18 protein-coding genes are annotated in these 19,558 nt (G+C 60.5%); 14 read left to right on the top strand and 4 right to left on the bottom strand.

From position 1 onward, the window contains the following. The first annotated feature begins 34 nt into the window (after positions 1 to 34). The 6 genes from AC13RE_RS19500 to AC13RE_RS19525 are packed head-to-tail and all read left to right on the top strand — an operon-like array spanning position 35 to position 6,082. Complete coding sequence (locus AC13RE_RS19500; RefSeq protein ID WP_488564143.1) at positions 35 to 754, top strand: ABC transporter ATP-binding protein; 720 nt, start codon at positions 35 to 37, stop codon at positions 752 to 754. After that, a complete protein-coding gene (locus AC13RE_RS19505; protein WP_488564144.1) occupies positions 754 to 1,464 on the top strand; it encodes an ABC transporter ATP-binding protein in 711 nt (236 codons plus the stop codon). Before AC13RE_RS19500 ends, AC13RE_RS19505 begins: the two co-directional genes overlap by 1 nt. Further along, positions 1,461 to 2,324 (top strand): branched-chain amino acid ABC transporter permease, encoded by an 864-nt coding sequence (locus tag AC13RE_RS19510; protein ID WP_488564145.1) that lies wholly within the window; start codon positions 1,461 to 1,463, stop codon positions 2,322 to 2,324. Before AC13RE_RS19505 ends, AC13RE_RS19510 begins: the two co-directional genes overlap by 4 nt. A gap of 1 nt (position 2,325) precedes the next feature. After that, positions 2,326 to 3,438 (top strand): branched-chain amino acid ABC transporter permease, encoded by a 1,113-nt coding sequence (locus AC13RE_RS19515; protein WP_488564146.1) that lies wholly within the window; start codon positions 2,326 to 2,328, stop codon positions 3,436 to 3,438. After that, complete coding sequence (locus AC13RE_RS19520; RefSeq protein ID WP_488564147.1) at positions 3,431 to 5,185, top strand: FAD-dependent oxidoreductase; 1,755 nt, start codon at positions 3,431 to 3,433, stop codon at positions 5,183 to 5,185. Before AC13RE_RS19515 ends, AC13RE_RS19520 begins: the two co-directional genes overlap by 8 nt. A gap of 9 nt (positions 5,186 to 5,194) precedes the next feature. Beyond that, positions 5,195 to 6,082: an intradiol ring-cleavage dioxygenase gene (locus AC13RE_RS19525; protein WP_488564148.1), complete on the top strand. Its 888-nt coding sequence runs from the start codon at positions 5,195 to 5,197 to the stop codon at positions 6,080 to 6,082. Positions 6,083 to 6,169: 87 nt separating this feature from the next. Here the strand turns inward: AC13RE_RS19525 and AC13RE_RS19530 are convergent, their stop codons facing one another. After that, complete coding sequence (locus AC13RE_RS19530) at positions 6,170 to 7,159, bottom strand: LysR family transcriptional regulator (RefSeq protein WP_488564149.1); 990 nt, start codon at positions 7,157 to 7,159, stop codon at positions 6,170 to 6,172. Positions 7,160 to 7,329: 170 nt separating this feature from the next. On the opposite strand from AC13RE_RS19530, the gene AC13RE_RS19535 reads away from it, so the two are divergent. From AC13RE_RS19535 to AC13RE_RS19545, 3 genes are all read left to right on the top strand, one after another. Beyond that, complete coding sequence (locus tag AC13RE_RS19535) at positions 7,330 to 8,286, top strand: VOC family protein (RefSeq protein WP_132720164.1); 957 nt, start codon at positions 7,330 to 7,332, stop codon at positions 8,284 to 8,286. Between the two features lie 14 nt (positions 8,287 to 8,300). Beyond that, a complete protein-coding gene (locus tag AC13RE_RS19540; RefSeq protein ID WP_488564150.1) occupies positions 8,301 to 8,942 on the top strand; it encodes an alpha/beta hydrolase in 642 nt (213 codons plus the stop codon). A gap of 246 nt (positions 8,943 to 9,188) precedes the next feature. Beyond that, positions 9,189 to 10,184 (top strand): GntR family transcriptional regulator, encoded by a 996-nt coding sequence (locus AC13RE_RS19545; RefSeq protein ID WP_488564151.1) that lies wholly within the window; start codon positions 9,189 to 9,191, stop codon positions 10,182 to 10,184. 12 nt (positions 10,185 to 10,196) lie between these two features. Here AC13RE_RS19545 and AC13RE_RS19550 read toward each other — a convergent pair whose 3' ends face one another. The 3 genes from AC13RE_RS19550 to AC13RE_RS19560 all read right to left on the bottom strand — a co-directional run bounded on the left by AC13RE_RS19550 (position 10,197) and on the right by AC13RE_RS19560 (position 13,793). After that, on the bottom strand, positions 10,197 to 11,726 hold the full coding sequence (locus AC13RE_RS19550; protein WP_132720161.1) for an altronate dehydratase family protein: 1,530 nt from the start codon (positions 11,724 to 11,726) through the stop codon (positions 10,197 to 10,199). Positions 11,727 to 11,826: 100 nt separating this feature from the next. Then, the gene (locus AC13RE_RS19555; RefSeq protein WP_112413301.1) at positions 11,827 to 12,558 is read right to left on the bottom strand and encodes a response regulator transcription factor; all 732 of its coding nucleotides are present in this window, start codon (positions 12,556 to 12,558) and stop codon (positions 11,827 to 11,829) included. Then, positions 12,555 to 13,793 (bottom strand): GAF domain-containing sensor histidine kinase, encoded by a 1,239-nt coding sequence (locus AC13RE_RS19560; protein WP_488564152.1) that lies wholly within the window; start codon positions 13,791 to 13,793, stop codon positions 12,555 to 12,557. Before AC13RE_RS19560 ends, AC13RE_RS19555 begins: the two co-directional genes overlap by 4 nt. 298 nt (positions 13,794 to 14,091) lie before the next feature. On the opposite strand from AC13RE_RS19560, the gene AC13RE_RS19565 reads away from it, so the two are divergent. The 5 genes from AC13RE_RS19565 (at position 14,092) to AC13RE_RS19585 (ending at position 19,520) form a co-directional block, all read left to right on the top strand. Next, entirely contained in the window at positions 14,092 to 15,108 is a 1,017-nt protein-coding gene (locus AC13RE_RS19565) for a substrate-binding domain-containing protein (protein WP_488564153.1), read from the top strand. Positions 15,109 to 15,189: 81 nt separating this feature from the next. Then, positions 15,190 to 16,680: an ATP-binding cassette domain-containing protein gene (locus AC13RE_RS19570; RefSeq protein WP_488564154.1), complete on the top strand. Its 1,491-nt coding sequence runs from the start codon at positions 15,190 to 15,192 to the stop codon at positions 16,678 to 16,680. Beyond that, complete coding sequence (locus AC13RE_RS19575) at positions 16,677 to 17,621, top strand: ABC transporter permease (RefSeq protein ID WP_488564155.1); 945 nt, start codon at positions 16,677 to 16,679, stop codon at positions 17,619 to 17,621. The genes AC13RE_RS19570 and AC13RE_RS19575 overlap by 4 nt, the downstream gene beginning before the upstream one ends. Beyond that, positions 17,618 to 18,568, top strand: coding sequence for an ABC transporter permease (locus AC13RE_RS19580; protein WP_488564156.1), 951 nt, complete (start codon positions 17,618 to 17,620; stop codon positions 18,566 to 18,568). Before AC13RE_RS19575 ends, AC13RE_RS19580 begins: the two co-directional genes overlap by 4 nt. Positions 18,569 to 18,602: 34 nt before the next feature. After that, on the top strand, positions 18,603 to 19,520 hold the full coding sequence (locus AC13RE_RS19585; RefSeq protein ID WP_488564157.1) for an SMP-30/gluconolactonase/LRE family protein: 918 nt from the start codon (positions 18,603 to 18,605) through the stop codon (positions 19,518 to 19,520). The last annotated feature ends 38 nt before the right edge of the window (positions 19,521 to 19,558 follow it).

A 19,558-nucleotide genomic window follows, 5' to 3' on the forward strand; every position in this document is an offset into this window, starting at 1 on the left:
CGAATGGACGAAACAGACACCGATCAGGAAGAAGATGGTCATACTTGCCCTTGAAAACGTTTCGAAGAGCTTCGGCGCCCTAAAGGTCGCGGATGAGGTGTCGTTTGCGCTGGAGAGCGGAGAGGCGCTCGGCATCATCGGGCCGAACGGTGCCGGAAAATCTTCCCTGTTCAATCTCATCAGCGGCAATCTGCGCGTCGATGAGGGGCGGATTATCTATCGCAACGAAGACGTGACGCGCCAGCCGCCGATGGCGCGATGCCTGGCGGGGATAGGTCGCACATTCCAGATCCCGCAGCCCTTCCAGCAGCTGACCGTTTTCGAAAACCTTCTGGTCGCCGCAGCCTACGGTTCGCGAAAGACCGAGTGGGAGGTGTCGGAGCGCTGCGCGAATATTCTGGTGAACACCGGCCTGATCCCACGCGCCAATCAGGCCGCCGGTAGTCTCGGCCTGCTTCAACGCAAACGCCTCGAACTTGCGCGGGCGCTGGCGACCGAGCCCAAGGTGTTGCTGCTGGACGAGATCGCTGGCGGCCTCACGGAGGGCGAGTGTGGCGAGCTGGTGGAGACAATCCGGACGATCCACGCAGCCGGTGTCGCCATCATCTGGGTCGAACATGTGCTTCATGCCCTCAACTCCGTGGTGAGCCGTCTTCTCGTGCTGAATTTCGGCAAGGTGGTCGGCCTCGGCAGGCCGACCGAGATCATGGAATCGAAGGCGGTCCGCCAGATCTATCTTGGGATTGACGTCTGATGGCTCTTCTTGAAACACAGGGCTTAACGGCTTTCTACGGCGACTTCCAGGCGCTCTTCGGGGTCGACATCACGCTTGATGCCGGTGAGACTTTGGCGATCATCGGCGCGAACGGCGCCGGCAAATCCACGCTGATGCGCTCGATTTCGGGCATGCTCGCCAATGAGTCCGACCAGATCAGCTTCGATGGAAGGCCCATCGGCGCGCTGCCAGCCCCCGAGGTCATGGCGCTCGGCATTGCCATGGTTCCGGAAGGCCGCAAGCTCTTCCCGTCTCTGACGGTGGAGGAAAATCTGCTGATTGGCAAATATGGGCGTAGCGTCAAAGGGACATGGACGCTTGAGACAATATACGAGCTCTTTCCGGTCTTGAGGGAGAGGCGCAACAATCCCGGCACGGTGCTATCGGGCGGCCAACAGCAGATGGTCGCGATCGGCCGGGCGCTGATGTCCAATCCAAGGGTGTTGCTCTGCGACGAAATCAGCCTCGGCCTGGCACCGGTGGTGATCCGCGATATTTACGCGGCCTTTCCCAAAATCCGCGCCGCGGGCGCTGCCATCGTAATTGTCGAGCAGGATATCGGCCAGGCGCTCAAGGTAGCAGACCGCCTCTACTGCATGATGGAGGGACGCGTGACGCTGACCGGAACGCCGGACTCAATTAGCCGCGCCGACATCCATTCTGCCTATTTCGGAGTGCATGCGGGATGAACTGGCTCGACACGATCATACAAGGCGTTCTGCTTGGCGGTCTTTATGCGCTGTTCGCGGCCGGCCTGAGCCTCGTTTTCGGCATCATGCGGCTGGTCAATCTCGCGCATGGCGATCTTATCGTCCTGGCGGCCTTCTTGCTTCTGGTGCTGGTCAGCGCGCTCGGGCTCAATCCCTTCGTCGCGGCACTCGTCGCCGTTCCGGTGATGTATGCGGTCGGCTGGGGCCTGCAGTTCCTCGTGCTCAATCGCACCATCGGAGACGACATCCTGCCGCCGCTGCTTGTCACCTTCGGCCTTTCGGTCGTTATCCAGAACGCGCTGTTGGAAGGCTTTTCTGCCGATAGCCGCCGCATTTTGGTCGGCGCGCTTGAAACCGCGTCTCTCAAGATCGGGCCGATCAGTGTCGGCACTATGCCGCTGCTGACTTTCTTGGCGGCGATTGCCGTAATCGTCGGCCTCAACCTCGTCTTCTACAAGACAAGCCTCGGCCGCGCCTTCCGCGCCACCTCGGACGATCGCGCCACGGCGGGTCTGATGGGCATCCGCTCCGACCGCATCTTCGCGACCGCGACGGGCCTTGCGATGGTTGTGGTAACGGTCGCCGCCCTCTTTCTCGGCACGCGCGCCAATTTCGACCCAACGATGGGGCCGGCGCGGCTGATCTACGCCTTCGAGGCGGTCATCATCGGTGGGCTCGGCTCCTTCTGGGGTACGCTCGCCGGCGGCGTGATCATCGGCGTCGCACAAACGATGGGCGCAGCCGTCAACCCCGAGTGGCAGATCCTCGCGGGGCATGTGGCGTTTCTTCTCGTGCTGCTGCTCCGGCCGCGCGGGCTTTTTCCAAGGGCGGTGGATTGACATGGTGCACGATACGCTTTCCTCCGCTTCGCCCGCGCCGCCGCCCGGCTGGACCGTATCGACGCGCGACCGCGCCTCGTCGTTTGCAGTGCTTCTCGTCGTTGCGATGATTGCAGCAGGCGTTGCCGCTCCCTTTTTCGTGCCACGCGCGGCGCTTCAGACCCTCTTTTTCATCCTGACGATGCTGACGCTCGCGCAATGCTGGAACCTGCTCGCGGGCTATGCCGGGCTCGTTTCGGTTGGTCAGCAGACCTTCGTCGGCTTCGGGGGCTACGCTATGTCCGCCGCCGTCATCCTCAGCGGGCTCAATCCTGTTATCGCGATCATGCTCGGCGGGCTTGCCGCCATGATGCTTTCCGTGCCGACGGCCTTTTTCGTCTTCCGGTTACACGGTGCCTATTTCGCGATCGGGACCTGGGTGATCGCCGAGGTAGTGCGGCTGTCTCTGGCGCAATGGAAGGCGCTCGGCGGCGGCACGGGAACGTCGTTGCCTTCCGGCATCACGCGCGATCTGCCGGGCGCCCGCCTCGTCGCCGAATGGTTCGGCGTGCGGCCTGCCCAGGCCGCGGATATGGTGTGCTATTGGCTGGCGCTTTTGTTAGCGTTTGCCGCCATTGGCTTTGCCTATCGGCTGTTGCGTTCCAAGCAGGGACTGGGGCTTGCCGCCGTGCGTGACAACCGCGAGGCGGCAAGATCGGTCGGCATCGATCCAAACCGCATTAAATTTGCCGTCTATCTCGCCGCCGCCTTCGTCACGGGCCTGACCGGCGCGCTCATTTACCTGCAAAAAGCGCGCATCTCGCCCGACGCCGCCTTCTCGGTCACCGACTGGACCGCCTATGTGATCTTCATCGTCGTCATCGGCGGCATCGGCACGATCGAGGGACCGATCGTTGGCGTCATCGTCTTCTTCATTCTACAGAAGCTTTTTGCCGATTGCGGCTCTTGGTATCTGCTCGTTCTCGGCCTTCTCGGCATTGCCGTCATGCTGTTTGCCCCGCGCGGACTGTGGGGCCTCTTTACCGAGCGGACCGGACTTCAACTTTTCCCCGTTCGCCGCATCCTTGCTGGCGGACCATTGACCAAGACTATCAAGGGAGGGCCGCATGGCTGACATCAACACCGACGTTTTGATCATAGGGACTGGCCCTGCCGGCTCGGCCTCAGCGGCGCTTCTTGCCAGCTACGGCGTCGAAACCATGGTCATCAACCGCTACCGTTGGTTGGCCAACACGCCGCGCGCGCACATCACCAACCAGCGCACGATGGAGGTTTTGCGCGATCTTGGAAGGGATGTCGAGGACGAGGCCTATCTCTTTGCCACCGGGCAAGATTTGATGGGGCAGAACGTCTTTTGCACCTCGCTTGCCGGCGAAGAGATCGGCCGGATGCGCAGCTGGGGCACGCATCCAGTGAGCCGGGCCGAGCATCAGCTGTCGTCGCCCTCGCACATGAACGACCTGCCCCAGACCTTCATGGAGCCGTTGCTCTTCAAGACGGCATGCTCGCGCGGCGCGCAGGCGCGCATGTCGACCGAATATATTCGCCACGAGCAGGACGCGGACGGCGTAACGACGACCTGCCGCGACAGGCTCACCGGCGCGGAACTCACGGTCCGGTCCAAGTACCTGATTGGCGCCGATGGCGGCAATTCCAAGGTGGCTGAAGATGCGGGGCTCACATTCGAGGGCCGTATGGGCGTCGGCGGATCAATGAACATCCTCTTCAAGGCCGACCTTTCGAAATACGTCGCCCATCGCCCCTCGGTGCTCTACTGGGTCGTCCAGCCAGGCGCAGACGTCGGCGGCATAGGCATGGGTCTGGTGCGCATGGTTCGGCCGTGGAATGAATGGCTGATCGTCTGGGGATACGACATCAATCAGCCAGCGCCGGACGTAGACACGGCCTTCGCCACTAAAGTGGTGCGTGACCTCGTCGGTGACCACGAGCTGGCGGTGGAAATCCAGTCGGTTTCGACGTGGACTGTCAATAACCTCTACGCAACGACGATGCAGAACGGCCGTGTCTTTTGCATGGGGGATGCTACCCATCGGCATCCGCCGTCGAACGGACTGGGCTCCAATACGTCGATCCAGGATGCTTTCAATCTCGCGTGGAAACTCAGTTACGTGTTGAAAGGCAAGGCTGGTCCCGCCTTGCTCGACAGCTACCAGCGCGAGCGCGCGCCGATCGCCAAGCAGATCGTGACCCGAGCCAATAAGTCGATCGAGGAGTTCGGGCCGATCTTCAAGGCGCTTGGCCTGCTCGATTCCATCGACCCCGTGAAAATGCAGCAGAACATGGATGCGCGCTGCGACGATACGCCGGCGGCCGAAACGCAGCGCGCTGCCATCCGTCGGGCTGTCGCAGCCAAGGTCTATGAATTCGATGCCCACGGCGTCGAGATGAACCAGCGCTATCGGTCGGAGGCCGTTCTCGCCGACGGTCAGCAGGAGCCAGCCTTCGAGAAGGATGCGGAGCTGCATTATCAGCCGACCACCTGGCCGGGTGCGCGGCTGCCGCATGCCTGGATCTTTGCCGACGACGGAACCAAGACATCGACGCTCGATCTTTGCGGCAAGGGCCGCTTTACGGTGCTCACCGGCATTGGCGGCCGCGGCTGGGTCGAGGCAGCAAAGCAGCTCGGCCGTGAACTTGGTCTCGACATCGAAGCTCATGTCATCGGGCCGCGCCAGCATTGGCAAGATCTGACCGGCGACTGGGCCAATCTGCGTGAGGTCCGCGATAGCGGCGTCGTTCTGGTGCGACCCGACCACCATGTTTGCTGGCGTCGCGAAACCATCGCGGAAGCCCCCGCGGCGGAGCTTCGTCGCGCGCTGTCCTTTATTCTAGCTCTGTGAGATTTCGCTATGGAAACGCATGAAAAGGGATTTTTCACGGAGGAGAACTCCGTCGAGGTCGTTACCGGGCGCAACGCGAATGCGCGCGATCCGCGTTTGAAACAGGTGATCGACGTCATCACGCGCAAGCTGCATGAGGCGGTCAAAGAAATCGAACCGACGCAGGATGAATGGTTCAAAGCGATCATGTACCTGACCCAGACCGGTCATCTCTGCAACGAGTGGCGACAGGAGTTCATCCTGCTTTCGGACGTGCTCGGTGTGTCGATGCTTGTCGATGCGATCAACAACCGCAAGCCGTCGGGTGCGTCGGAATCGACCGTGCTCGGACCGTTCCATGTCGCGGACGCGCCCGAACTGCCGATGGGGGCAAACATCTGCCTCGATCAGAAAGGCGAGGACATGGTGATTCATGGCCGCATTCTCGATATCGACGGCCGGCCGGTTGCCAATGCCGTGCTCGACGTCTGGCAGGCTAATGACGAAGGATTCTATGACGTCCAGCAAAAGGGCATTCAGCCCGACTTCAACCTGCGCGGCGTGTTCCGCACCGGCGAGGACGGTCGCTACTGGTTCCGAGCGGTCAAGCCGAAGTTCTATCCGATCCCCGACGACGGTACGGTCGGCAAGCTCCTGGCGGGGCTCGGCCGCCATCCGTACCGCCCGGCCCACCTGCATTTCATCCTCAAGGCCGACGGGTTCGAGACGCTGACAACACACATCTTCGACCCTCACGATCCCTATATCAACTCGGATGCCGTCTTTGGCGTCAAGGAGAGCCTGCTGGCCGAGTTCAAACGAGTCGACGATGCGGTGCGGGCACGCGAGCTGGAGTTTCCGGGCTGGTTCTGGGAGGTCGAATACGATTTCGTGCTGGCACCTTGGAAGAAGAGCTGAGCTCTGCGGACGATCCAAGGAGCGGGACGCGACAACTTGCGTTTGACTCTCTTGCATTTTGAGCCGTCTGTTGTGCTCATGCCCGGCTCAGCCAGGGCCCTTTCGTTCGCGCTCGGCCATGAATGGCCCGTGAGCCCAATGGATTTCGCGCTCGTGCTTTTCGACTGATCGACGCAGCTCGGAGAATTCGCGCCGCAGATGTCCAACAAGCTTGCGTCCGGCCGGATTTGAATACGGCTTCATTCTCGTCATGATCCCCAGTGCCCGTTCCGGCTGCGGGATATCAAGCGGAATGACGCTGATCCTGTTTTCCCGGCGCAACGAGTAAGCGACGGAAAGCGGCAGGATTGCCAGAGCGTCCGTTCCGATCAGATAATTCAAGACGCTCATCAGAGAGCCTCCGGCATAACGGATCGAAACCTCCTCTATGCCGAGCGTGAGCAGAATATTGTGCAAGTCCAGTACCAGCGGCGAGCCGGGCAGGGGAGCGACCCAAGGGTAGTTGAGGATGTCCTCGGTTGCCAGACTGCGCTTGCGCATCAGCGGATGGCCAGCGCCACAGGCCAGCACGTTTCGGGCAGGCAGCAGTGGTTCGAACTGCTGGTCGGCCCGAAGATCGGCGGAGCCCGTCGGTGTGACCGCGACATCGATTTGACCGGATTCGAGCTCACTTACCAGGTCGGAATAGTTGCCGTAGGACTGGTGCACCATGATCCCCGGCTCGTCGCGTTGGAACGAGGCGATCATCGGCGAGACAACCGCATCCATGAAGAAAGGCACGCCGCCAATCCGCACGCGGCCGAACGAACCCGACTTGAAACTGCGGATGATTTCCATCGCCTTGCGCGATGACGCGAGGATCGCTTTGCCCTGCAGGCCGAGCTGTTCGCCGAGCGGTGTCGGCTGCATTGGCCGTCGCCCTGAGACGAATAGCGGTTCACCCACCCGCTTCTCCAGGATGGAGATGGTTCGCGATACGGCCGACTGCGTCATGCCGAGCATGGCAGCGGCTTCCGTTACGCCTCCAGTCTCGATGACGGCGGCGAGCTGAACAAGGTGATGTTCCACGATCTTCATAGCAAAATGCTATAGTATTTATGAACAAACTCATCAACGGCCGTTTTAGATAGGCTATATTTGCAGTGGTTGGCGAGTGGCTAAGAGCTGATTGCGAACCGATGGGGAGGAATGCGGAGGAGGAGCCGCTCCCCGGGGACGATCGATTGTTCTACAGGAGGAGGAGAACGATGGCACTTGTCAGCGGCTATCATCACTTGACCCTTTGCACCGACGGTGTGCAAGAGGACTATGATTTTTACACCAAAGCGTTGGGCCTTTATTCGGTCAAACGTACCGTGCTGTTCGATGGCACCATCCCTGTCTATCATCTCTACTACGGGTCTCGCAGCGGCGAGGCTTCGACGATCATCACCACCTTTCCGTTCCGCAAACCTGCCGTTTTCGGCAGGCGTGGTACGAACCAGTCAAAGATTATTCAGCAGGCGATCCCTGCCGGTGCGTGCGGCTACTGGGTCGAGCGGCTCAATGCCAAAGGTATCGAGGCTGTGAAGATATCGCGCTTCGGCATCGCGCGCGTAGCCTTCAAACATCCTTGCGGCATTCCGCATGAACTGGTGGAAAGCCCCTCCGACAACCGGCCGCCCATCGTCAACGAAGCGCAAGGGGTGACGGCCGAGCATGGTATCAAGGGTATCTACGGCGCGGCGATTGCCGTGTTTGACCGCACCGCCATGGATGACTTCCTGACTGTCGGCCTGTCGATGACGAAGGAAGCCGACAGCAACGAGGGACTGATGTTCTCCGTCCCAAACGCAAACGGTCCCAACAGCATGGTAGAAATCCTGCATGAAGCAAATAGCCCGCAGGGCACGTGGACGCTTGCTGGCGGCACTATTCATCATCTTGCGCTCAACACTGGCGACGAGCAGAACCAGCTGCAGCTGAAGGCGCATCTGGAGGGGCTGGGATTCACCGACGTTTCCGACCAGAAGGACCGCAACTATTTCAAGTCCTGCTACGTCCGTTCGCCGGGCGGCGCGCTGTTCGAGATCGCCTGGTCCGTCGAGGGCGGCTGGGCGCTTGACGAACCGGCCGACCAGATCGGCACCACCCTAGTCTTCCCGCCGTGGTTCGAGAACCGTCGCGAAGAGCTGATCGCTGGCCTGGAACCGGCGAACTTCTAAGCTGGGAGATGGCGATGCATCATGAACCTCTCCTGCTCGGCGCTGCACCCGAGGAGGCCAAAGTCCACTGCGTCTTCATCCATGGGCGTACCCAGTCGCCTGAAGACATGCACGAGCAGGTGATCGGTCGGCTTAAGACGTTGGGCGTGGCTTTTGTACTGCCGCGCGCTGCCGGTAGAAGCTGGTACGGCGCGCGAGCTACGGAACGGTTGACGTCGGCAACGCGAGAGGAACTGGAATCCTCGCTGGCTTATATTCGCGGTATTGCCGACGAATTGACCCGTCGCCGTCACGCCATGCCTCTGTTGATCGGCGGCTTCAGCCAGGGCGCGTGCCTGGCTCTGGAATATGCAATGAAATACGGGCCATGGCGGGGTGCCATGGTCAATCTTACTGGCTGCCGCGTTGGCACTTCGGAGTGCGATAGGCCCTTTGCGGACCTCGATCGCATGCCGGTTTATCTGACCGGATCCGATAAGGATCCTTGGATTCCTGTCGATGCTTTTGCCGACGCTGCTGAAAGTCTTGCACGGGCACGGGCCAGTTTGCGTTGCGACGTTCTGCCTGACCGTGCGCACGAGGTCTCGCCCCAAGAGATTGCGGGGCTTGAAACTATGCTCTCGACCCTTGCCCGTGGTGACGGTGTGGTTCTGTAACCGGCAAGCTGCGTAGACAACACGTCGACAATTTTGAAATGAACAGCGACAGCAATTGTCTTGCCCAAAGCGGCGCGGAAGTGGGACGATTGCTTGTCTTGATCAACGATTTCGATGGTGCGAATTGTCGGCTCACGTCGATTTCTTGCGAAAAAGGCCTTGCGGTAGGACATGAGGGAGGTTTTGAACTGGATGTGGTAATGAGGACGGCGAAGATGCTGACCCTTTGATGAAATATGGAACCAGATGAGCCCATCCCAAGTCGAAAGCAGCGGCCTGCGAAAAATTAGGCTCTATGAGCAGCTTCACGAGCGATTGAGGGCAGAGATTCTCGCTGGAGCGGTGCCTGAAGGTGTTGTCTTGACCGAGGGCGCCCTTGCCGATCTGGTCGGCAGCAGCCGGGCGCCGGTTCGTCAGGCGTTGCAGATGTTGTTCGATGGCGGCCTGATCGCGCGTCTCGAAGGGCGGGGCTTTATCGTTGGCAGGGCGGGGACACCACCGAAGCGGATCAAGCTCGGCGATTATCTCGGTAAATTGTTCGATGAAGATGGCGATAGGCCGGTATTCGCATGGCAGGCGCTTTACGAGGATGTCGAACGCATCGTCGTCCATCGCTCCTTTTTCGGCCGTTATCGCATCAATGAAAACGAGTTGGCACGGCATTTCGGCGTCGGGCGCGCCGTGGCGCGCGATGTGCTGCTGAGGCTCGAGACGCTTGGCATCACCGAAAAGGACGACAATTTTCGCTGGTCGATCGTCCCGCTCGACAGCCAGCGTATCCGTGACCTCTATGAGGTGCGCGAACAGATCGAGCCTGTGGCGCTCGCAAGCGCCTTGGACGGACTTTCCAGAGACCACGTGGACACAATGCTCGCGCGCCTGTCACAGGCGCTTGCGGATTATCCCGATGTGTCGGCTTCGACCATGTACGAACTGGAGCTCGATCTTCATCTGCGCAGCCTTCAGGCTTGCCCGAACAAGGAGTTCCTGAGCATCCTGAAGCGGACGCACTGCATCCTTACGCTCAGCAAGCATATCGTCGGCAGTCGCATCAAGAGGCCGGAATACGAGCCCTTCCTGTCGGAGCACATCGGTGTCTTTAAAATGGTGCAAAACCGAGACGAGGAAGGGCTGCGCAAAGCCATGCGAGATCATATTCACAACTCGCAACCGAGCGTACAGGCACGCGCCGCCTATATCCGCGAGCAATACCAGCCGGACGAATACCCATTCATCGTCTGATGCGCGGCACCATCAGGTGATGGCGCCGACCTGCCAGGGAACGAATTCATTGTCGCCGTAGTCGAAGGTCTCGCTCAGGGTCTTCTTCCCGGAGGCGACAGCGATGATCTCCTCGAAAATCCGTTCACCCGCCGCCTCAATCGTATCGTCGCCGCTGACGATGTCACCGCAATTGATATCCATATCCTCGCGCATATGGTTGTACATCTCGGTGTTGGTGGCGATCTTGACGCAAGGCGCCGGCTTAAAACCGGAGACGGACCCTCGGCCCGTGGTGAAGCAGATCACATTGCAGCCGCCAGCAACCTGGCCGGTGACGGCGACGGGATCGTAGCCGGGCGTGTCCATGAAGACAAAACCGGGTTCGTCGACGATCTCAGAATATTCATAGACGGCCTTGAGCGGCATGGAACCGCCCTTGGCGACGGCCCCGAGCGACTTTTCAAGGATGGTCGTCAATCCGCCGAGCTTGTTGCCATAGGACGGATTGTTGTTGAGTTCCGCTCCGTTGCGGCGGGTATAATCGCGCCACCAGTCGATTCTGGAGAGCAGCTTTTCGGCGACCGCGGGCGTGACCGCCCTGCGCGTCAGCAGGTGTTCCGCACCATAGATCTCCGGCGTTTCCGCCAGAACTGACGTACCGCCATTGCGCACGAGGAGATCGGAGGCATAGCCGAGCGCCGGATTGGCCGAAATGCCCGAATAGCCATCGGAGCCGCCGCATTCCAGGGCGAGCTTGATGCCGGAAAGCGGCTGGACAGTGCGGGTGGCGGAATTGACCTCCGGCAGCATGTCCTTGATCATTTCGGATGCGGCGGCGATCGTCTTGCGGGTACCGCCGAGATCCTGGATCGTCATGGTGCGCAGCCGGTTTCCTTCCTCCAGCTTGTAATGCTCCAGGATGGGCGCGATCTGATTGGTTTCGCAGCCAAGCCCGATCATGAGGATACCGCCGAAATTTGGATGCCGCGCATAGCCCTGAAGGGTACGGGCCAGATAGCGGTAGCCCTCCGACTGCGTGCTGACGGCACAGCCGCCGCCATGGGTCAGCGCCACGACGCCATCGACATTGTCGAAGCCCTCAAGCCCGCCGGTGCGATTGAAATGTTCGGCGATGTATTTCGAGACGGTTGCCGAGCAATTGACCGTCGTGATGATGCCGATGAAATTACGCGTGCCGACGCCGCCGGCGCCGCGGTCAAAGCCCATGAAAGTCCGACAGTCCTCGCGCGGCAGCATGCCGGTCTCTTCGATATCGACGCTAAACTGATAGGGATGATCGGATTCGATCACGGCCAGGTTCTGCAGATGGACATGGCCTCCGGCCGGAATGAACTGTGTTGCGACGCCGATTGGCTGGCCGAACTTGCGGATCTCCTGACCTGCCTGGATGTCGCGAACCGCGACCTTGTGGCCCCGCGGGATCTGGTCTGCAGTAATCAAGCCGTCGATGCCGGTCGGGCTGCCGGCGCGGATCATCACGCGAGCGACCGCAACATCGTCAATGGGGTTGAGCAGGATGACAGGCGAAACGGCGGACATAGGAAGTTCCGGATGGTTGGATTAATGTCTATTGCTAGCAATAGACAATTATTCGAGGGAAGACGTCAAGCAAGATCGACGTAGCGGGCAGGGCTTGCTTTCAGTCGCGGGGTTGGCGCGCCAGCCAAGCGGAAAGATCGGCTTCCGCACGTTCGAGCGCGCTATGGTTGAGGAGTTTTCTTAAGAAGGCCACGGCCACCGCGCGCGCCCTCAGATTGAAACGACCATCATCATCCTGACCGCCGAGCGGCTGATAGACGCCGAGTTTCACGTATAGCTGCTGCAATCGGTTCTGGACGCTGCGGACCGAGAGATTGCGCCTCTGGGCGATCGCGCGATCGGTCAATCCAAGGGCGATATCGATCAGGATCTCATATTCGGCCTCGGTGAATCCGTTGACATTGCCGAGGCTCTTTTGCTGCATGCCGCGCACTTCGCGGTCGATCACGCACTGGCTTTCGATGAAGATGCTGCGAAGCGCGAGCTTCAGGCGGTCGTCCGAGGCCGATTTCAGGACATAGCCATAGACGGCGCCGGCGGGCACGATGCGCGAAACGCCGCGAACATAGGCCTCGTCCGAATAGTTCGACCAGAAAAGAATGCGCGTCTCTGGTCGCTCCTTCCAGATCGTGCGGGCCGCCTCGATGCCATTGCGCTGGCTCATCTGCAGATCCATGACAATATGAGAGGACCTCAAATCCCGCGCCAGCCGTTCGCCCGTATTGCCATTTTCCGCTTCCAGCACGCCATCGCATTCGGGAAGTGCAGCGCGGATCGCTTCATTGAGATAGGAGCGGTGGAGCGGATCGTCCTCGATGATCAGAACCTTCATGCGGCGGCTCCTCCAGCCGTTTGCGCGATGGCAGGCAGGCTGACACTGACAATCGTTCCACCGGACGCCGCAGCGGCCTTGATCGCGAAACGCGCTGAAATCAGCCGCGCTCGCGTGCGCATGTTTTCGATGCCGCCGCCAGATAATCTGCGGGTGTTTCCCAGTCCGACACCGTCATCGACGACATCAATGGTGACCGCACCCTCGGCCGCTTTCAGATGAACCGCGATGCTCTCAGCCTGGGCATGGCGAATGGCGTTGTTGATGGCCTCCTGCGCGATGCGGAACAGGGCAATCGACACCGATTGTTCAAGGCAGTCGATCGCGCCGCCGGTCTCGTCATTCAGTGTCCAGGACAAAGTCGCGCCGCTTTCCTGGATCGATCGTTCGAGATGGTTCTCGATCGCCTGCGCAAAACCGAACAGTTGAAGGACAGAGGGCTTGGCCTCCTCGATGATCTGGCGAAGATCGTGCATGCTGTGTTGCAAGCCGCGAAAGAGCGGCTCAAGCGCTTCACCGGTGACATCGGGCTGGCGGGCAAGCCGTTCCAGCCGTCGGGAGAGGCGGGTCAGATCGGCGAGAATCTGGTCGTGCAGGTCCATGCCGATGCGCTGGCGTTCCGCTTCCAGCGCCTCGGTCAGCTTCAGGGCACCGAGACGCAGACCCTCTTCGCGGGCCCGAGCCTCGGCCTCCACGATCGCCGACCGTTTGGCCTGGTCGGCGGCGCGGATTGCAAAGAAGTGGGGTGCGAGGAGATCGGCAATCACGCGGGCACTTTCGATATCTCGCATGGTGTAGAGGCCGCTCTGGTGACTGGAGCAGGACAGGGCGCCGATGATATGACCCTGAACTTTAAGGGGCACGTGCAGACGGCTATGCAGTGATTGGTGAAAGATCGGGTGCGAGAAAGAACCCTGAAAATGGAATTGGGGATCGCTCCAGGCATCGTCGGTTAAGAGGTAATCGGTCTCGCCCCAGAGAAGCGTGCGGATGGGGCTGTTGCTCACGGGTGCGGGAAAGCGGCGACCCCAATCCGTTTCCAGGCCGCTCTCGTAGGCAGTATGAAATTGTTCGTCCATCAGGATGATGCAGACGTCGAGATGGTCATGCGGGATAACATGGCTGATTTCGGCAGCGACGGCCTGGATGACCGAATGAAAATCGAGCTGGCCGGCAAGAAGCCTCGATATGTTGAGATAATGGTCAAAGACCGATTGCGGCGCCAGATCGCGCAAGGACAAGCCCTCCCAGGCAATGCGCCGACCTCTGCTCCTCCGGCCGCGCAGCATGCAAATTTCCGGCGCTATTAAGCGCCGATCCGAGCGATCCGTCTTGCGGACTTGCGCATCTTTTCTGCGGGATCCCGCAAGGTCCCGCCCTTTAAGCGCCTGTACAAGCGTCACAATCTCGGACATCCTGTTTCTACTGACAGGGCAACCTTCAGTGCAAATATTATTTTCGATCGTTCGTTGAGGAGCGCGCTCGGAAATCTTGGCCTGGAAGATGAAGTACAGGCACTTTGGGAGGAAAAAAATGAATATTGCCAAGATGCTTATGGCATCCGCCGTCATCGCTTGCGTTGTCGCGCCGGGTGCTGCCCTTGCAGATACGTCATCCAAGAAAATTGCCTTGTCGAACAATTATGCCGGCAACTCCTGGCGCCAGGCCATGTTGACGAGCTGGCAAAAGGTAACCGGCGAAGCGGTCAAGACCGGTGTCGTTGCCGCCGCCGATCCGTTCACGACGGCTGAAAACCAGGCAACCGAGCAAGCCGCCCAGATCCAGAACATGATCCTGCAGGGCTATGATGCGATCGTCATCGATGCTGCCTCGCCGACGGCGCTGAACGGCGCGATCAAGGAAGCCTGCGATGCCAAGATCGTCGTCGTTTCCTTCGACGGCATCGTGACCGAACCCTGCGCCTGGCGCATTGCCGTCGACTTCAAGGGCATGGGTGCCAGCCAGATCGAATATCTCGCCAAGAAGATGCCGAAGGGTGGCAATGTGCTCGAAATCCGCGGGCTTGCCGGCGTCTCCGTCGATGACGAGATCTCAGCCGGCATCCATGCGGCTGCCGCCAAATATCCGCAGTTCAAGATTGTCGGTTCGGTTCACGGCGACTGGGCTCAGGATGTCGCCCAGCGCGCCGTCGCCGGCATTCTGCCGAGCCTTCCCGATATTGCCGCGGTCGTAACCCAGGGCGGTGACGGCTATGGTGCGGCACAGGCTTTTGCCGCCGCCAAGCGCCCCATGCCGACCATCGTCATGGGCAACCGCCAGGATGAACTTGCCTGGTGGAAGAAGGAGAAGGATGCCAGCGGCTACGAGACCATGTCGGTCTCGATCGCGCCCGGCGTGTCCACGCTCGCCTTCTGGGTCGCCCAACAAATCTTGGATGGCCAACAGGTGAAGAAGGACCTGGTCGTTCCGTTCCTGCGCATCGATCAGGACAATCTCGAAACCAATCTTGCCAACACGCAGGCCGGCGGTGTGGCGAATGTCGAATATACGCTCGACGACGCCAAGAAGGTGATCGCCGCGGCGAAGTAACCGATATCTGCGAGCCGTTAAGACGGGCGCCGCCGCTAAAGAGGCGGCGCCTGCCGATGCAACGCCCGACCCGGACGATCCATGATTGCAGCCAAAGACAATGCTTTGAAGAGACAGGATGCCGGCCCGCAGGCCGTCGTCTCCGCCCGTGGCATCAAGGTGCATTTCGGCGCGGTAAAAGCGCTCGATGGCGCCGATCTGACGGTTCTTGCCGGCGAGTGCATCGGGCTTGTTGGCCATAATGGTGCCGGAAAATCGACGATCGTCAACGTCATCAACGGCGGCCTCAGCCCGCACGAGGGCAGCGTTGCCTATGAGGGAGACGACAGCGTGCACGGCATCAATGCGGCGCGCGCCCACGGCATACGCTGCGTCTTTCAGGAATTGTCACTGGCGCCCAATCTCACCGTCGTCGAGAACATGCGGGTGGTCCATCGCGGCCTTGCCGGCTGGAGCTGGCGGCGGCAGGCGGCCACAATCGTTCGCGCCAAGCTCGACGAGATTTTCCCCGGCCACAGGATCGACGTCATGCGGACCGTCGGCGAACTCTCGATCGCCGAGCGGCAGATGGTGGAGATCGCGATCACCTTTTGTGCCGTCGGCGAGACGCCGAAGCTGGTCATCCTCGATGAGCCGACCTCATCCCTCGATGCCGGACTGGCCGCCCAGTTGATGGCCTATGTGCGCAGCTTCGTGCAAACAGGCGGCGCGGTCATGTTGATCTCGCATATTCTCGGTGAGATCCTTTCGACCGCAAGCCGAATTCTTGTCATGAAGGACGGCCGCGTCGTCGCCGATCGCATCGCTCAGGACTTCACCGTCCACAGCCTGGTCCAGGCGATGGGTAGTGTCGTCAAGGAGCAGGACCGCTCGCGCAGGGGCGGGGAGGGCGCCGCATCGTCTCCTCTGCTTGCACTGCCGGCGCGAGGAGGCAGAGGCCTTGGCTTCAATGCCCGCGAGGGCGAGGTGATAGGGCTTGCCGGGCTCGCCGGCCATGGCCAGACCGACATGCTGCTCGATCTTCATCGCTCGCTTTCGCACAACTGGCTGCCGGGAAGACAAGGCAATATCGCCTTCGTCGCCGGCGACCGCGGCTTGAACGGCACCTTTCCGCTTTGGAGCATCCTGAAAAACCTCAGCATTGCCTCGCTGAGCGATTTTTCGCGTCTCTCGGTCGTCGATCGCGGGCGCGAGGATCGCCTCGGAGCGGACTGGAAAGGCCGCATCGAAATCCGTACGCCGACGATGGCGAACGGCATCTTGTCCCTTTCCGGCGGCAATCAGCAGAAGGTGCTGTTCGCCCGCGCCTTGGCGACGACCGCGCCGATCGTGCTGATGGATGATCCGATGCGCGGTGTCGACATCGGTACCAAGCAGGAGGTTTACAGGATCTTGAGTGACGAGGCTTCGTCCGGCCGGACATTTATCTGGTATTCGACGGAAATGGACGAGATCCGGCTCTGCGACCGCGCCTATGTCTTTCGCGATGGTTCCATCGTCGCCGAGCTGGTCGGAGAAGACATCACGGAGGAAAATGTGCTGGCGGCTTCCTTTGCCGGGGAGGGTGCATGAGCCGTCCGTCCTCCGCTACCCTGCGCCTGCTCATTCCGGCGCTATCGCTCGCCGTCCTGCTCGCCGCGGTCTTTTATCTGCAGCCGCGCGCCATGAGCTATATCGGCCTCAATCTGCTCTTCAATCTCGCCGTACCGATTGCTTTGGCGACGATTGCGCAAATGATGATCATGTCGGTCAACGATCTCGATCTCTCGATGGGGACCTTCGTCAGCTTCACGGCCTGTGTGGCGGCGACCTATCTGCAATCTGCTCCGCTCGTCGGTATCCTCATTCTGGCGGTCGCAATTGCAGTCTATGCCGCAATCGGCATCGTCATCTATATCAGAGATCTGCCATCGATCGTGGTGACGCTCGGCATGAGCTTCGTCTGGGGTGGCCTGGCTGTCCTGCTGCTGCCGGCGCCGGGCGGCATTGCGCCCGATTGGGCGCGCTGGCTGATGACTTCGAAGCCGCCGCTCGTCCCCATTGCGATCATAGCCAGCCTCCTTATCGCGCTGTTCGCCCATCTGATCGTCATGCGCTCTTCCTTCGGGGTATTGATCCGGGGTGTGGGCGGCAATCAGCGGTCGTTGCAGCGTGCCGGCTGGTCCGTCGTCAGCCTGCGTGCCGCGGCCTATGCGCTGGCGGGCTTCTTTGCCGTATTGGCCGGCATTGCGCTGGTCGGGCTGACCACCTCGGCGGATGCGAATATCGCGCTGCGTTACACATTGCTGTCGATCGCCGGCGTCATCCTCGGCGGCGGAGAGTTTACCGGTGGCCGCGTCTCACCGGTAGGTGCCGTCATCGGCGCGCTGACATTGACCCTGGCGGGCTCCTTCCTGTCGTTTCTGCGGATATCGCCCGACTGGCAGATCGGCGCGCAGGGCGCAATCCTGATTATTGTACTCGCCCTCAGGCTCTTGCTCAATCGCGTCGAAAAGCGGGAGAAACAATTATGATCGCGCTTGCCGTGCTCGGCCGTAAACCCTGGATATGGTCCTTTGTCGCCGCAATCGCGGTGTGGATCATCACCGTTCTCTTTACCGGCGGCGCCAGTTCCATCGGCCTGTCGCAGGCGGCACTCACCTTTGCGGCGTTCTCTGTTATCGTCGGCATCGGGCAGATGTTCGTCATCACGCTCGGGCCGGGCAATATCGATCTTTCCGTGCCGGCAACGATGACGCTTGCCGGTACGATCGCGCTGAAACTCATGAATGTCGAAGACGGCATGATCGTGCCCGGTCTGCTGGTGTCGGTCGTCATCGGCCTTGGCATCGGGATCGGCAATTATGCCCTGATCAAGCTGCTGCGCATTCCGCCGATCATTGCCACACTCTCCATGAGCTTCATCATTCAGTCGACCGCCATCTGGAGCAACCGCGGCCTTCGCATCAAGCCGCCCGAATATCTGGCCGAATTCACGACGTCGGGGGTATTCGGCATTCCGAATGTCGCCATCGTCGCCCTGCTGCTATCGGCGCTTGCGTGGGTTCTCCTGGAAAAGACCATCTATGGGCGCTGGATCTCGGCGATCGGCCAGAGCATGTTCGCGGCGCGCATGGCCGGCATTCCCGTCGACGGAACGCGTCTTGCGACCTATGTGCTCTGCGCCATCCTCGCCTCGATCTGCGGCTATCTGCTGGCGAGCTTCTCCGGCGGTGCGGCCCTCAACATGGGCGCGGAATATTTGCTGATGTCGATTGCCGTCGTAATCATCGGTGGGACGGCTGTTGCCGGCGGCGACTCGAACGTACCGGGCATCTGGGGCGCCTCGCTGTTCATGTTTCTCGTCGTCTCGATGCTCAACACCTATGGCTTCGGCGCAGGCCCAAGGCTTGTTCTGACCGGCCTGATCATTATTGCCGTCATTCTCGTTGCCGGCGGTCGCCCCACTGGCGGGCGCTGACACCTTTCTCCCAAGCCCCTACAGGAAAACTGCGATGCCGACCGAAGCCTCCATTTACGAAATCTACGACACGCGCTTCCGCAATCTGATCGTCCCGAGCGCCGGCCTGGAGGAACTTTACTCGGATTGCCGTTGGGCCGAGGGGCCGGTCTGGTTTGCCGATGCCGGATGCCTGATCTGGAGCGACATTCCCAATGAGCGCATGCTGCGCTGGGTGCCGGGCGGGAATATCTCGATCTTCCGCTCACCCTCGAACTTCGCCAATGGCAATACGCGCGATCGCCAAGGGCGATTGATATCCTGCGAACATGGCGGCCGCCGTGTGACGCGCACGGAGATCGACGGCTCCATCACTGTTCTTGCCGACAGTTATAAGGGCAAGCGCCTGAATTCACCCAACGACGTGATTGTCCGCTCGGACGGAACGATCTGGTTTACCGACCCGACCTACGGCATTCTCTCCAACTACGAGGGTTACAAGGCGGAGCCGGAGCAGCCGACCCGCAACGTCTATCGCCTCGATCCGGCCACCGGCGAACTGGATGTCATGGCGGACGACTTCCGCCAGCCGAATGGCTTGGCCTTTTCCCCGGACGAGACGAAACTCTATGTCGCCGACTCCGCCGCAAGCCACGACGTCAGCGCCCCCCGCCACATTCGTGTCTTCGATGTCGTAGACGGCAAGAAACTCGCAAACGATCAAGTCTTTTGCAACATCGACACCGGCATTCCGGACGGCTTCCGTGCCGACATAGACGGCAACATATGGACAAGCGCCGGCGACGGCGTTCATTGTTTTGCGGCTGATGGAGCTTTGATCGGCAAGATCAAGATACCCCAGACGGTCGCCAATCTCACGTTCGGCGGCCCGAAGCGGAACCAGCTTTTTGTTGCTGCAACGCGATCGCTTTATCGTGTCTTTACGACGGCAACTGGCGTCCAAGCACCCTAAATACTTGTATGGAGTTATTGCGGTTGGCGCCTGCGGAT

Source organism: Martinezella sp. CNPSo 3959 (assembly GCF_057784355.1).